Consider the following 14,304-nt stretch of genomic DNA (forward strand, 5'->3'; position numbering starts at 1 on the left):
ACCGATTACCTGGCCGGGGTTTTGCAACAGCCTGTTAGCTTTCAGGCAGAGTATTTTCAGAGTCACACTTCAATCATTCTGACCAGATAACGCAGGAGTTCGTTGTGGATCTGCAACCGCGTAAAAAATCATTTGAGATGGGTGGCGAAACCGTCACTCTGGAAACGGGTCGTATTGCCCGTCAGGCCTCAGGTTCCGTTCTCGTCACCATCGGTGACATCTCGGTTCTGGGTACCGTTGTCGGTGCTAAAGAAGCCAAGCCGGGCCAGCCTTTCTTCCCGCTGACTGTTAACTATTTCGAAAAAACCTATGCCGTTGGCAAAATCCCGGGTGGGTTCTTCAAGCGCGAAGGCCGTCCTTCCGAGAAAGAAACACTGACATCCCGTCTGATCGACCGTCCGATTCGCCCGCTGTTCCCGAGCGGTTATATGAACGAGACTCAGGTTATCTGTACGGTTATGTCGTCCAGCAAGCAGCAGGATCCTGATATCGCCGCCATGCTGGCCGCTTCTGCCGCCCTGGCAATCTCCGGTATTCCTTTTGACGGCCCTATTGGCGCCTGTCGTGTAGGTTACACCAATGAGAAGGGTTACTTTGTAAACCCGAGCTTTGAAGAGCTGAAGACTTCTCTGCTGGACATGGTCGTTGCCGGTACTGACGAAGCCGTTCTGATGGTTGAATCCGAAGCCAAAGGCCTGACAGAAGACCAGATGCTGGGTGGCGTGCTGTTCGCGCACCAGGAAATGCAGGCTGCGGTTACAGCGATCAAGGAATTTGCTGCTGAAAATGGCAAGCCCCGCAGAGAGTGGCAACCAGCTGTTGAAAACACTGAACTGCTGGATGCGATTAAATCTGAGTTCGCAGGCGCGATCGAAGAAGCTTATGGCATTCGTGACAAAATGGCTCGCTACGAGCGTCTTGGTGAAATCAAGACTGCTGCCGTAGAAAAGCTTGCCGGCGAAGAGGAAGGCCAACCTTCCGCAGATGATGTTAAGAAAAACTTCGCGAAAATCGAGAAGTCAGTCGTTCGCCAGCAGGTTATCGATGGCAAGCCGCGTATCGATGGCCGTGACAACAAAACAGTACGTCCGATCGAGATCGAAGTTGGCATTCTGCCAAGTGTTCACGGTTCTGCGCTGTTTACCCGTGGCGAAACTCAGGCCATCGTTACCACGACTCTGGGCACTTCCCGCGACGTACAGACTATTGACGCACTGGAAGGTGAGCGTAAGGATCCTTTCCTGTTCCACTACAACTTCCCTCCGTATTCTGTTGGTGAAGCTGGTCGTGTTGGCACACCTGGCCGTCGTGAAGTCGGCCACGGTCGTCTGGCGAAGCGCGGCGTGATGGCGGTTATGCCGACCCTGGAAGAGTTCCCGTATGCCATTCGTGCGGTTTCCGAAATTACTGAGTCCAACGGCTCCAGCTCCATGGCATCGGTTTGTGGTTCAAGCCTCGCACTGATGGACGCGGGTGTTCCTTTGAAAGCCCCGGTAGCCGGTATTGCTATGGGTCTGGTCAAGGAAGGTGACAAGTTCGCCATTCTGACTGACATCCTGGGTGATGAAGATCACCTTGGTGACATGGACTTCAAGGTTGCGGGTACCAAAGACGGCGTAACTGCCCTGCAGATGGATATCAAAATCCAGGGTATTACCGACGAGATCATGGAGCTCGCTCTGGAGCAGGCTTACGCGGCGCGTCAGCATATTCTGGAAGAGATGAATAAGGTTATCTCTGTATCGCGCACCGAGCTTTCTCCGCGCGCACCGAGCATCACTGCTATCAAGATCAACCCTGAGAAGATCCGTGACGTGATCGGTAAGGGCGGTTCCATGATCCGTTCTATCTGTGACGAGACCGGTGCTTCCATTGATCTGGATGACGACGGCAACGTGAAGATCTATGCAGACAACCAGGAAGCGGCCCAGGCGGCGGTTAACCGGGTTAAGGAAATCACTGCAGAGATTGAAGTGGGTGCTATCTACAAGGGTCGCGTTGAGCGCATTGTGGACTTTGGTGCCTTTGTTAACATCCTGCCTGGCAAGGATGGTCTGGTGCACATTTCCCAGATCTCTGATCGCCGGATCGAGAATGTGACTGACGAGCTCAGCGAAGGTCAGGAAGTTCTGGTCAAGGTTCTGGATGTGGACAACCGTGGTCGTGTGAAGCTGTCCATGAAGGAAGTCAAAGAAGGCGAGCAGCCGACTGACTTTTCTGACTGATAGTTAGCAGCTACAAAAAAACCCGCCTTTCCTTTGGATTGGCGGGTTTTTTGTTTTTTGCTTGGGCGGTGGCGTTAGTCGGGAGGGCCGCTTCAAAACACGCTACGAGCACGTCCATGTGGGCTTGTTTCGGGCCATCCTTGGCCCTCTACAGTTTTGAAGCGGCCCTCCCGACTAACGCTTACGCATTCGAGTTAACTGTTCCAAAGATTTACCTGAACGGCCTTGGTGACATAGCTACTCGGCTTTTAGAAACTCCAGCACGGCGTCTCTATAAGCCGGAATGATAAAGGTTGCCGCGTGGGGCGTATCCGTTTGCAGGAATTCTTTCGGTTCAGCAGCAGCTTCATAAAGTGCCTGGCCGTGGTGGAACGGGATGATGCCGTCACGGACGCTGTGAATGATCATGACGGGCACGGGGCTGATATTGGCGATCATGTCTACGCCTTCGTAATCGCCGGGAATGGTCCAGCTCAGAGGTGCCTGGATTGGCCAGGTCAGCCAGAAGCTGTTGAGTTTTTCTCTGGCTATACCGCGGAAGCCTGAGAAGGTGCCGTCGAGGATGACACCTTTGAGCTCCGGCATTTCGCTCCGTTGTACCCACTCACTGGCCAGGGTTAGCCCGAGGGCGCCGCCCAGGCTTTGGCCAAGGAGGAATATGGGCGTGTTTTCCGTATTTTGCTGGTTGGTGAGCCAGCGCAGGCCGGTTTCGGAGTCGTGGAGGGTGCCTTCTATGTCCGGTGCGCCGGTGGAGTTGCCGTAACCCCGATAGTCGATGGTGAAGACGTTGTAGCCCTCTGCGGGCAACCAGGCTACGTTGAGCAGGTGGCTACTGATGTTCTGGGCGTTGCCATGGAGGAAGTAGACGGTGCCCAGCGCATCGTTTTCAGCAGGCAGCCACCAGCCGTGGAGAGTTTCGCCGTCGGCCGTGTCGAGGTATATATTTTCGTAAGTCAGGTTGAGGCGGTCTGGCGTTATGTAGGTGGTTTTGTCAGGAAAGAAGAACAGGCTGCTGCAGCCGTTTTGCGATAGCGCAACGGCCGCAAGAAACAGACTCAGCAGAGGTGTTTTCAGCTTCGTCATTCTCAAAAGTAAGCGTGCAGTCCGGCTTGCCATGTGCTCTGGTACCTGTCGTAGTGGTCTTCCCGGGTGAATTCCGCAAACAGGCTGAATTCACGGCCGATATGCCAGTTTCCTTTGACGTACACCTGGTCTTGCCGGTGCTGGCTGCTAACGATCCAGGCTTTGGTTTTTGCGCCCGCTGTCAGGCTGAAGCGGTTGTTTTGGTGCAGCAGGCCAATGTCTGCACCCGGCGCAGCATCATAGCCACGGCTCAGGTCGTCGTCGATTTCCAGGTCTGCCGTCGCAATGGCAAATGCCTGGGTTTGTTGGCCAAGACTCCAGCTACCCCCTGCGCCACCTTCCAGATAGGGCGCCAGAACTCTTTTTTCTCCGGTATCGGTGCGGCGGCCACCAAAGCCCACTTGCCACGACAAGGGAGAGAAGAACGCGTTTCGTGGGCTCAGGGAGCGGATTTCCACGGCGGTGAGCTGTTCCAGTTGCAGTTCGTCGTTATCGGTGTAATAGCGTGCATCCACTCGTAAGAACTGTAGCTGGGCGCCGCTGCGGTAACCGGCAGGTGGATCGAGAATATCGTGATAAGCCGGGCGAAACGTGAGCTGGGTAAACTCACGATGGGCAAGTTGTCCGGCACCCAGACTGATGCGGAAGGTATCGTGGCCCTGGTCGTCACGTACCTCCGGCTCGGGTGGTTCCTCGAGTGGCGCAACACCATCGATTTTACTGCGTTCACGCAGCAGGCTGTGGGAGAGTGGGGCTGCCACTTCCCTTGGCCAGCTATCTGCCTCGCTTTGGTAGCGTACGTAGTCGTAGGTGGCGTCGAGCACATGCGCGCGCTCCTGTGGGGAGAGCGCAAGCACTTCATCACTGTCTGGCTCTACGTAGCCATTGGCTATGGCCGCCGCAAGGGTCTGATGCGAGCTGGATAGCGTTGAAAGGTTATGCGCAACCGAGGTGGCCGCTGACGGTCGATAATGCACTTTACTGACCAGATCCTTGTCGATGACCCAGCGCACTGTGTCGGATGGTATGGCGTGGGTGCTTACCTCATCCAGAAGGTTGGTTCCAGGGCGCGCGATATCGATAAGGGCGAGCAGGCGATAGGCGCAGTTTTCGTCAAAAAAATAGTAATCAAAATTGCGGTCGCGGATCTCCCATGCATGGGCCAGCATAAAATCCACTTCCTGCTGATCGAGATTCAGCGTGTATTCCCACAGGTCCCTGTGCTCAATGTCTGAGTAGAGCCTGATCTTTTCGTAGTAGGGCTGCACGGTTGTAATTCCCGGGTAACCGCCGAAAATTCCCCGGTAGGCGAAGAGCAGCTCGCTGTCATGGGCGGCAGCATCGGCAGCGTAGGAAATCGTATTGGCAAGCAGCAGGTTCGTTTGCTCGTCTTCCTGTGGTGGATCCAGCCGCAGAAAAGTGTGTCCGAACATTGATGAGGGGCTGTTCAGGTAAGAGGCCGCGAAAACCAAGGTAACGCTTTCGGTGTTGAGCGTGTCCGTCCACTCCTGATAACCGGGGCAGTCCACTGCCGTTTCTGGAAGGTCGAGGCGTTTGCGAAGCCAGGCGTCCCTTGCGGGGAACCGGCATCTGGCGTGTTCGTTTCCGTTCCCCGGCTGCCGGATTGCGTCCAGTGTCGCTTCGAGTTCCGCTTTCGGTGAGGTCTTGCCGCTTTCGCTAAGAAAAAAACCAGGATCATCGGCCTGGCTGGTATAGCCACCGCCAAGTCGCGAAGGCTGGTAGTGAATGAGCGTGAGCCACGCAGGGTCCAGATGTAAGGGTTTGTCGGCCGCCTGTATCTGAGCCTGCAGAGGTAAGCTGATGATGAGCCAAAGCGCAGCTGGCCCAATGCGAAGCATGTTGCTCATGGGTAAATGCGATTTCCGGTGGGAGATGGTAAAACGGGGGAAGCGCGCCATCCTTGGCGCTCGGGCGTCCCTGCAGTTCAGCTATCAGGCCGCTACGTATTTGCTCAGCGACTCATTCTTTTCCAGCAGCGCAACAATGGCGTCTACTGCTTCACCGGAGGTGGTTTCGGAGCTTGGGAAAATAGTTGCGAAATTATCCTGCATAACTTCACGGAACGCGCCGCGATCTGCTTCTTCAACGCCCAAAAGAACCGCTAGTGTTTCCAGGTTCTCACCGTTGCCGCGAGACATGTCGCGAGCTACTTTATCGATGTTGCTGTCCATGTACATGGCCATTGACTGAACAGACTCGTTGGTCTGGCAGCCCAGAGTGCCCGAGGTCATACCAAATGTCTGGTTGCCGAATGTACCGTTAGTTGTTGCCGCCAGCACGTGGGGGGCAACGCCGGATTGTCCTTTCCATATCATGGCGCCAACGCCGCAGCCCGGTTGAGCAAAAGCCATGGAAGAAGCACCAAGAAGAATTGCACCTGCGATCAGTTTTTTCATTTTCCACTCCATTGAATATTTTTACAGTCGTCGCAAAAAAACACATAGCCAGCACTGTTACTGGCTGCGTGGGAACGGCCCCTGACGGATTCCCGCAGAAACAAGTACTAAGACCGTTGCCTTAAGTATAGTGCAGATTTGATAACCGCAAGTCTATACCTCTGTGACTATTTGATTTTGCCAGACTATTTGTTCCCCTCATCCGACCTCAAGGTAAAATCAGGGCGTAAAAAAACCGGAGCAAGCTCCGGTTCAGAGGCGTCAGAATAGCCTGCTCAGCCGCCCAGATAGGCGTTTTGCACATCCGGGTTGGCCAGCAGATTTTTGCCCGTATCATGTAGCCGGATTTTCCCTGTTTCCAGCACATATCCCCGGTCAGCAAGGTGCAGCGCCTGGTGAGCGTTCTGCTCCACCAGGAACACGGTAATGCCTTCATCCCGCAGGTGGCCAATAATCTCGAAGATCTGCTTGATGATAAGCGGTGCCAGCCCGAGAGATGGCTCGTCCAGGATGATCATGTTGGGGCGACTCATCAACGCCCGGCCTATGGCCAGCATCTGTTGTTCGCCGCCTGACATGGTGCCCGCGCGCTGGTGTTCACGCTCTTTCAGGCGTGGGAACAGCTCGTAAACGTGGGACTGGCTTTTGCGGATCTCGGATTTGGTGTTGAAGAACCCGCCCATGTGAAGGTTTTCTTCAACCGTCAGGCCAGAGAAGATGCGCCGACCTTCAGGTACTATCGCCAGGCCTGAACGCATGATCTGCGCAGTGGGCTCGGTAGTGATATCCCGACCTTCCAGGATGACGCGTCCGGAACTGGCTTGGGGCATTCCACATACAGTCATCAGCAGAGTCGTTTTTCCGGCGCCGTTGGCACCGATCAGCGAGACGATTTCACCCTTGTTTACTTCAACCGAGACCCCGTGAAGGGCCTCAATTTTGCCGTAATGAGTGTGGACGTCTTCTAGTACAAGCATGCTCATAGTCAGGCCTCGCCCAGGTAGGCATTGATCACGTCGTCGTTGTGGCGGATTTCTTCCGGCGTACCACTGGCCAGGGGGCGGCCCTGGTTAATGACGTTTATGCGGTCGGAGATATCCATTACCAGACTCATATCGTGCTCAATCAGCACTACGGAAACGTTGTAGTCCTCTTTCAGGCTGACGATCAGCTGATTGAGCTCTTTCGTTTCCGCCGGGTTGAGGCCGGCCGCGGGCTCATCGAGCATCAGCAGTTTGGGCTCGGTGACCATGCAGCGCGCAATTTCAAGCCGCCGCTGCTGACCGTAGGCCAGGTTGCCTGCATCCCGGTTGGCAAGGTCAAGAAGCCCGACACGTTCCAGCCAGTAGGCGGCACGGTCCAGTGCTTTGCGCTCGCGTTCTTTATAATTGGGCGTGCCAAAAAGCCCGGCAAGCATGTTGGTGTTGAGGTGGCGATGCTGGGCGACAAGCAGGTTTTCCACAACGGTCATTTGAGTGAACAGGCGCACGTGCTGAAAGGTTCTCACCATTCCCAGCCGGGAAATCTTGTAATCCGGTATGCCCTGTACTTCTCTGCCCTCAAAAATGATCTTGCCACCGGAAGGCTTGTAAAAACCGCTCATGCAGTTGAATACAGTGGTTTTTCCGGCACCATTGGGGCCAATAATTGAAACGATTTCCCGTTCCTTCACGTCCAGTGAAACGCCGTCTACTGCCAACAGGCCGCCAAAGCGCATGGACAGATTCTGTACTTCAAGCATTGTCTGTCACCCCTGCTTGTTCAGTGTGATGTGGATACGGCGCATGGGTAGCAGACCCTGCGGCCGCCAGACCATCATCAGCACCATGGCAGCGCCGAAAATCAGCATGCGGTATTCGGAGAACTCCCGTGCGAGCTCCGGCAGAATGGTGACTGCAATAGCTGCCAGTATGACGCCCAACTGTGAGCCCATACCGCCCAGAACCACAATTGCCAGGATGATGGCGGATTCCAGGAATACAAAGGACTCCGGGCTGATAAAGCCCTGCTTGGAGGCAAACACAGTGCCTGCAAAACCAGCGAAGAACGCGCCAATGGTAAAGGCCGAGAGCTTGACCGCCGTGCGGCTAAGTCCGAGGGAGCGGGCAGCGATCTCGTCTTCTCGCAGGGCCTCCCAGGCACGGCCGACGGGCATGCGCATGAAGCGTCGGATAATCAGGGCGGTAATCACCGCAAGCACCAGAGCAATCAGGTACAGGAAGATAACTTTGTGCTCACCGCTGTAGGCAATACCAAAGGTTTCGTGGAAGGAGGTGTTACCTTCCTCTTTTATTCGGCGACCAAACTCCATGCCAAACAGCGTAGGTTCGGGAATGCCGCCGATGCCATTGGGGCCACCCGTCAGAGTTGTCCAGTTGTTGAGCAGTATGCGGATAATCTCGCCAAAGCCCAGGGTAACGATCGCCAGATAGTCCCCTCTGAGACGTAACACCGGGAAGCCCAGAATCATCCCGGTGAGCCCGGCCAGTAACGCGCCGATGGGCAGGGCCATCCAGAAAGAGATGCCGATGTACTGGGAAAGCAGCGCAAATGTATAAGCGCCCACGGCGTAAAACGCCACGTACCCCAGATCCAGCAGCCCGGCGAGGCCGACAACTACGTTAAGGCCGAGTGCCAGCATGATGTAGATAAGCACCAGCGTGGCCAGATCTACCGAACCTCGCGACACAAGAAAGGGCCAGAATAGTGCGAACACAACTATGCCGGTCAGCACCCAGGACTCGAGTTTGACCCGTTTGGATTGCTCCATGGGCTCTTTGCCGGCCAGTGGGTTGAGATTCGGCAGTTTGCCCAGCATGCCCATGAACGAGTCACGGAACGCCTGGAACACGAAAACCGCTACCGCCGCCAGGATCACCGCAATGATGGTTGAGGTTGTGGCTCCGGTGAGCGTGATGTTGATGCCCTTGGCTTCCAGGTTGAACCCAAGAATAGGGAACGAAATAATCAGCGTGACAATCGCACAGAACAGTGCGTGTCTGTAATTGTTAGCAGCCATCAGATCTTCTCAACCTCCGGTTTGCCAAGCAGGCCCGTGGGTTTGAACAGCAGAATGAGGATCAGCAAGCCAAAGGACACGACGTCTTTATATTCACCGCTGAGGTAGCCGGATGTCATGCTTTCAGAAACGCCGAGAATCAGGCCTCCGAGCATGGCGCCGGGGATGCTGCCGATGCCGCCAAGCACGGCTGCTGTAAAGGCTTTTAGCCCTGCGATGAAGCCAAACAAGGGATCAACCGAACCGTAGTACATGCCCAGAAGTAAGCCGGCAACCGCAGCCAGTGCAGCACCTATGATGAAAGTGGCTGAAATAATACGGTTGGTGTCGATGCCCAGAAGGCTGGCCATGCCGAGATCCTGGGAAACTGCCCGGCAGGCGCGACCTGTGCGGGAGCGGGAAATAAACAACGATAGTGCCGTCATGCAAATTAATGTGGTCACAAAAATGGTGATCTGCATGTAAGACAGCGACATCTCGAAGGCGCCATCAGCGCTAAAGTTGAACCCACCTTCAATCAACGCCGGAAAGCCGACATTGCGGGAGCCCTGAGCGAGATGCACGTAGTTCTGCAGGAAGATGGACATACCGATTGCAGAGATCAACGGGATCAGGCGGTGCCTGCCGCGTACCGGACGATAGGCGACCCGTTCTACTGCCCAGCCCATAGAGCTGGAAACAATCATCGCGCACAGAAGCGCAACAATAAGGATTAGTGGGAGCCAGGCAAGGCCTAGAGCGGTCAGGCCGGTAATGGCGATAAGCGCGGTATAAGCGCCGATCATATAGATCTCACCATGGGCAAAGTTGATCATGCCAATGATGCCGTAAACCATCGTATAACCGATGGCGATCAGGGCGTAGGCGCTCCCGATCGTTAGCCCGTTAATGAGCTGTTGAGAGAAATACAGGAGGTCTTGCATTGTTGTTTGACTCCGGAGGCCCGCTCCCTTCTCTGAAACACATCAGACACGGGATAACCGGGCCGGACGTGAGGCAGGATCCTAAGGAGCCTAGAAAAACACCTTCTCCCGGATCGCGGTGAGAAGGTGCTCTCATGATTACCGTTAATTAACGATTTGGCTTAGTTTACCGGAGTTTTGCTGCCATCTGAATGCCATTCGTACACAACGAACTCGAATGACTTCATGTCGCCGGCCTTGTCGTACTGCACAGTGCCGATTGGTGTTTCAAAGCTGCCGCTGCGTAGCGCTTCAGCAACGTCGAACGGGTCTTTCGAGTTGGCAGCTTCGATACCATCAGCAACCAGCTGTACAGCGGCGTAGGAGGTCAGCACGAACGGGCCTGAAGGGTCTTCACCTTTGGCTTCGAAAGCCTTTACAAGCTCCTGGTTTTCCGCCTTTGTGTCAAAGCTTGGGGGCAGGGTTACGAAAAGCCCTTCCGCGGCTTCACCTGCAATGGTGTTGATATCCTTGTTGCCAACGCCTTCAGGCCCCATGAACTTCGCATCGAGATCAGCCTGGCGTGCCTGGCGCAAAATCAGCCCCAGTTCAGGGTGATAGCCGCCATAGTAAACGTAATCAACGTCTGCCTGCTTGAGCTTGGTGACGAGGGAGGAAAAATCCTTGTCGCCCGCGGTAATACCTTCAAACATGGCAATTTCGATGCCCTTGTCTTTCAGGGTGTCGCGAACGGCTGTAGCGATACCTTCACCGTACTGCTGCTTATCGTGAACGATCGCAACGCGCTCCGGGTTCTGGCTGGCAATGTAGTTGCCGGCCACTGGGCCCTGCATGCTATCGAGACCAATGGTGCGGAAAACCAGTTCATAACCGCGCTCGGTGATTTCCGGGCTGGTTGAGGCTGGGGTGACCATCAGAATGCCTTCGTCCTCATAGATGTCTGACGCAGGCTGAGTAGAGCTGGAGCAAAGGTGACCGATCACGTATTGAACGCCATCGTTAACCAGCCGGTTTGCCACGGTAACGGCCTGCTTGGGGTCGCAAACGTCGTCGTATTCAACGGCGACAAGCTGTTCACCCATCACTCCGCCGGCAGCGTTGATTTGCTCAATAGCCATACGGGCACCGGAGAACTGCATATCACCATACTGGGCAACCGGGCCGGTCATCGGGCCTGCAATACCAATCTGAATCTCCGCGGCTGCGTGTCCGGCACCCATCAGGGCAACGGACGCGCTAACGGCAGTAACGAGTTTTTTCAGTGAAGTTGTCATTTGTGTCTGTCCTGTCAGGTTCAGGGTTATTCTTGATGTTCTCAGAAGTCTAAACAAACACTACACATCCAACCTTGTCAAGCTAGCCCAAGGCTTCTTTGATTATTTAACATTTGCCGGCTCAAGCATTTATAACGTCAGGATGATCCGGGAAGCTCAGTTTGCGCAAGCTTTCCCGGTCGCGCAACTGTTCGACGCTGATGCTGATAGGGAACTGTGAACTGGTACGAGTTCATCTGCGAGGTGAGCCGAGAGGGAAATCGCTACTTGCAATTAAAAGTGTCACGACCTCTAATAGTTAGTGGTGTAAACAAAAGCCGGAAGGCTTCAGCGGAGCAAGTAACACAGTGAGCAATCATGAGCATGTTCTGGTGGCACTCAGGCGTGTCATTCGGGCGACGGATCTTCACTCCAAGCGTCTTAGTAAAAATGCCGGGCTTACCGGCCCGCAACTTTTGATCATGCGGACCATCCGGGATCTGGGCGAGGTTACCATTGGCACTATTGCCGACAAGGTCAGCCTGAGCCAGGCCACGGTTACAACCATTCTTGATCGACTGGAGCATCGGGCGCTGGTCTACCGCGTTCGCAGTACGCAGGATAAGCGTAAGGTTCACGCGCACCTGACCGAGGGAGGGGCAGATATACTTTCCCGTGCCCCGAACCCGCTACAGGAGGATTTCATCAAGAAGTTCCAGAGCCTTGATGAGTGGGAGCAGAACATGATTCTCGCGTCTATTCAGCGGGTCGCGAATATGATGGATGCCGATGACATAGATGCTTCTCCGGTTCTGGATATAGGCCCGGTTCTGAAAGATGATGGATGGAAAGAGAGAGAAAAGGGTTAAGCCTTTTCTCTCTAACCGAATCAGTGCACTGATGACCCGGACCGGGGCTTGTTGCCAAAGCACACCTGAAAAACATCATTGTAGTGCTTGGCAAAGTTGACCGTCAGGCCTTCCTTCAGGTATTCCGGTAGTTCCTCATAATCGCCCCTGTTCGCTTCCGGCAGAATCAGATTGCTGATTTTCTGCCTGCGGGCCGCAATGACTTTCTCGCGGATACCGCCCACAGGAAGAACCTGGCCGGTGAGTGTCAGCTCCCCGGTCATCGCTGTATTCTGCTGGGGGGCTTCTCTGCGAGCGATAGAGAGTAAAGCCGTTGCCATGGTAACACCCGCACTGGGGCCGTCCTTGGGTGTTGCGCCTTCCGGTACATGAAGATGCACGAAGGATTTATCGAAAAAACCGGGGTCGCCTTTGAACCGTTTCAGGTTCGAGGAAACATAGCTGTAAGCGATTTCAGCCGATTCTTTCATGACATCGCCAAGCTGGCCGGTCAGTTTGAAGCCGCGTTGGCTGGAATGAATGCGGGACGCCTCAATGCCTAACGTTGCACCACCCATGGACGTCCAGGCCAGCCCGGTTACAACGCCAATGCCTTTGAGCGCTTTTTCTTTACGGAATACAGGTTGCCCCAGATATTCCTGCAAATCGGCTACGCCCACCTTCACCGGTTCATCCGGGGCTTCCAGCAGTTTTACGATGCCTTTGCGCATGACTTTATGCAGCATTTTTTCAAGGTTTCGGACGCCCGCTTCACGGGCATAACCTTCGATGATCTGGCGGATGGCAGCATCGGTTATGTTGAACTGCTTTTTAAGCAGTCCGGCCCGTTTCAAAAGGCGCGGCAACAGGTGATGCTTGGCGATGGCCAGCTTTTCCTCGCCGATATAGCCCGACAGGCGGATAACATCCATGCGGTCCAGTAGCGGCCGCGGAATGGTGTCGAGCTGGTTGGCCGTGCAAATGAACAACACCTTGGACAAATCCATGCGGACATCCAGGTAGTGGTCCAGGAATTCTTTGTTCTGTTCCGGGTCCAGGGTTTCCAGAAGCGCAGAAGCCGGATCACCCTGATAGGACGCGCCAATCTTGTCGATTTCATCCAGCATGATCACCGGGTTGGCTACTTTGGTGTCTTTCAGCGCTTGCACGAATTTGCCCGGCATGGCGCCGATATAGGTGCGTCTGTGACCTTTGATTTCAGCTTCGTCCCGCATGCCGCCAACGCTGAACCGGTAGAACTTGCGCCCGAGAGCGTCCGCCACTGAGTGGCCTATGGAAGTTTTACCTACACCCGGTGGGCCGACGAGTAGCAATATCGAGCCACTGACTTCACCTTTGAAAGTACCTTCGGCGAGGAACTCGATTATCCGGTCTTTTACATCATCAAGCCCGTCGTGATCTCGGTTCAGAATGTTGCGAGCTTGCGCCAGATCGAACTGATCTTCTGAGTGCTGGCCCCAGGGTACCTGTGTTAGCCAATCCAGATAATTGCGGGTAACGCCATACTCCGGAGAACCCTGCTCCAGAATCTGAAGCTTTTGCAGTTCTTCGTCAAAGCGCTCTTGTACGGGTTCGGGTGGACTCAGCTCTGCCATTCGGCTTTCAAATCGCTCGGCATCTGCCGTCTTGTCATCTTTCGATATGCCCAGCTCGCGCTGAATGACCTTCAGTTGCTCCTTCAGGAAAAAATCACGTTGGTGTTTCTGCACCTTCTCATTTACTTCTTCGCTGATTTCAGACTGAAGGCGCGCCACTTCCAACTCTTTGCGCATCAGCAGAAGTACTTTTTCCATGCGCCTCAGCAGGGGTACTGTATTCAATACATCTTGCAGTTCCTGTCCGGGGGCGCTGGTCATGGATGCGCCGAAGTCCGTCAGCGGAGAGCTGTCTTCCGGACCAAAGCGTGAGAGGTACTGCTTTACCTCCTCGCCATACAGCGGGTTGGTCCGCAGCAGCTCTTTAATGGCATTGATGATAGCCAGTGTGTAGGCCTTGGTTTCATCTGCATCTTCCTCCGGCTCCTGCGGGTACTCAACCTCGACCAGATACGGAGGCTTGCGGCGCAGCCACTGTACGATGCGAAAGCGCTGTAGCCCCTGCGCAATAAACTGCACGTTTCCGTCTTTGTTCTGTGCGTGATGAATGCGCACCGCGCAGCCAACCTCTGCCAGCGTGTCGCTCTCTGGCACGCTCTGCCCGGATTGGTGATCATTCACAAAACAGATCCCGAGCATTTTGTGGTCGGTTTCGCTCACTCGCTTCAGGGTTTCTTGCCAGGGTTCCTGGTTGACTACGACCGGTTGCACCTGGGCCGGGAAAAATGGCCGGTTTGAGACCGGCAGCACATACATCCGCTTGGGCATGGAATGCTGGGGCAGAACGAGCTCTTTGCTGTGTTCGTTCTTGCCGATGTACTCAGTGACATCTTCCTCAAACTCTGTCAGGGAGTCGTTGTCTTTTTCGTTTTTCATGCCGTATCAGCTTCCTGGTAGGAGAAGTATCTGTTTACTAACTG

The 14,304-nt window shown here is 54.7% G+C and carries 11 protein-coding genes; 2 read left to right on the forward strand and 9 right to left on the reverse strand.

The window, feature by feature from the left end:
• Positions 1-137 precede the first annotated feature (137 nt).
• The gene (gene pnp / locus Q4606_RS02315) at positions 138-2,225 is read left to right on the forward strand and encodes a polyribonucleotide nucleotidyltransferase (RefSeq protein WP_303596849.1); all 2,088 of its coding nucleotides are present in this window, start codon (positions 138-140) and stop codon (positions 2,223-2,225) included.
• 237 nt (positions 2,226-2,462) lie between these two features.
• Here pnp and Q4606_RS02320 read toward each other — a convergent pair whose 3' ends face one another.
• From Q4606_RS02320 to Q4606_RS02355, 8 genes are all read right to left on the reverse strand, one after another.
• The gene (locus tag Q4606_RS02320) at positions 2,463-3,341 is read right to left on the reverse strand and encodes an alpha/beta hydrolase (protein WP_303606533.1); all 879 of its coding nucleotides are present in this window, start codon (positions 3,339-3,341) and stop codon (positions 2,463-2,465) included.
• Entirely contained in the window at positions 3,311-5,176 is a 1,866-nt protein-coding gene (locus tag Q4606_RS02325; protein ID WP_303606534.1) for a DUF4105 domain-containing protein, read from the reverse strand. Before Q4606_RS02325 ends, Q4606_RS02320 begins: the two co-directional genes overlap by 31 nt.
• A gap of 84 nt (positions 5,177-5,260) precedes the next feature.
• Positions 5,261-5,725, reverse strand: coding sequence for a DUF3015 domain-containing protein (locus tag Q4606_RS02330; RefSeq protein ID WP_303596790.1), 465 nt, complete (start codon positions 5,723-5,725; stop codon positions 5,261-5,263).
• A 275-nt stretch (positions 5,726-6,000) separates the two neighbouring features.
• A complete protein-coding gene (locus Q4606_RS02335) occupies positions 6,001-6,702 on the reverse strand; it encodes an ABC transporter ATP-binding protein (RefSeq protein ID WP_303596848.1) in 702 nt (233 codons plus the stop codon).
• Positions 6,703-6,710: 8 nt separating this feature from the next.
• Positions 6,711-7,466, reverse strand: a complete 756-nt coding sequence (gene livG / locus Q4606_RS02340) for a high-affinity branched-chain amino acid ABC transporter ATP-binding protein LivG (protein WP_303606535.1) — start codon at positions 7,464-7,466, stop codon at positions 6,711-6,713.
• Positions 7,467-7,472: 6 nt separating this feature from the next.
• The gene (locus Q4606_RS02345) at positions 7,473-8,744 is read right to left on the reverse strand and encodes a high-affinity branched-chain amino acid ABC transporter permease LivM (protein ID WP_303606536.1); all 1,272 of its coding nucleotides are present in this window, start codon (positions 8,742-8,744) and stop codon (positions 7,473-7,475) included.
• Complete coding sequence (gene livH / locus Q4606_RS02350) at positions 8,744-9,667, reverse strand: high-affinity branched-chain amino acid ABC transporter permease LivH (RefSeq protein WP_303596787.1); 924 nt, start codon at positions 9,665-9,667, stop codon at positions 8,744-8,746. Before livH ends, Q4606_RS02345 begins: the two co-directional genes overlap by 1 nt.
• Before the next feature lie 161 nt (positions 9,668-9,828).
• The gene (locus tag Q4606_RS02355) at positions 9,829-10,941 is read right to left on the reverse strand and encodes a branched-chain amino acid ABC transporter substrate-binding protein (protein WP_303596786.1); all 1,113 of its coding nucleotides are present in this window, start codon (positions 10,939-10,941) and stop codon (positions 9,829-9,831) included.
• Between the two features lie 347 nt (positions 10,942-11,288).
• Here Q4606_RS02355 and Q4606_RS02360 point away from each other — a divergent pair, with 347 nt between their 5' ends.
• Entirely contained in the window at positions 11,289-11,789 is a 501-nt protein-coding gene (locus Q4606_RS02360) for a MarR family winged helix-turn-helix transcriptional regulator (RefSeq protein WP_303596785.1), read from the forward strand.
• 20 nt (positions 11,790-11,809) lie between these two features.
• Here the strand turns inward: Q4606_RS02360 and lon are convergent, their stop codons facing one another.
• The gene (gene lon, locus Q4606_RS02365) at positions 11,810-14,260 is read right to left on the reverse strand and encodes an endopeptidase La (protein WP_303606537.1); all 2,451 of its coding nucleotides are present in this window, start codon (positions 14,258-14,260) and stop codon (positions 11,810-11,812) included.
• Positions 14,261-14,304: the final 44 nt, after the last annotated feature.

This window comes from Marinobacter sp. 1_MG-2023 (assembly GCF_030549045.1).
In the GTDB taxonomy this organism is placed as follows: Bacteria; Pseudomonadota; Gammaproteobacteria; order Pseudomonadales; family Oleiphilaceae; genus Marinobacter.

What these genes read in the sequence shown, in the direction of transcription:
- pnp (WP_303596849.1), top strand. Translation starts at nt 138, where the DNA reads ATGGGTGGCGAAACCGTCACTCTGGAAACGGGTCGTATTGCCCGTCAG.
- Q4606_RS02320 (WP_303606533.1), bottom strand. Translation starts at nt 3,341, where the DNA reads ATGGCAAGCCGGACTGCACGCTTACTTTTGAGAATGACGAAGCTGAAA.
- Q4606_RS02325 (WP_303606534.1), bottom strand. Translation starts at nt 5,176, where the DNA reads ATGAGCAACATGCTTCGCATTGGGCCAGCTGCGCTTTGGCTCATCATC.
- Q4606_RS02330 (WP_303596790.1), bottom strand. Translation starts at nt 5,725, where the DNA reads ATGAAAAAACTGATCGCAGGTGCAATTCTTCTTGGTGCTTCTTCCATG.
- Q4606_RS02335 (WP_303596848.1), bottom strand. Translation starts at nt 6,702, where the DNA reads ATGCTTGTACTAGAAGACGTCCACACTCATTACGGCAAAATTGAGGCC.
- livG (WP_303606535.1), bottom strand. Translation starts at nt 7,466, where the DNA reads ATGCTTGAAGTACAGAATCTGTCCATGCGCTTTGGCGGCCTGTTGGCA.
- Q4606_RS02345 (WP_303606536.1), bottom strand. Translation starts at nt 8,744, where the DNA reads ATGGCTGCTAACAATTACAGACACGCACTGTTCTGTGCGATTGTCACG.
- livH (WP_303596787.1), bottom strand. Translation starts at nt 9,667, where the DNA reads ATGCAAGACCTCCTGTATTTCTCTCAACAGCTCATTAACGGGCTAACG.
- Q4606_RS02355 (WP_303596786.1), bottom strand. Translation starts at nt 10,941, where the DNA reads ATGACAACTTCACTGAAAAAACTCGTTACTGCCGTTAGCGCGTCCGTT.
- lon (WP_303606537.1), bottom strand. Translation starts at nt 14,260, where the DNA reads ATGAAAAACGAAAAAGACAACGACTCCCTGACAGAGTTTGAGGAAGAT.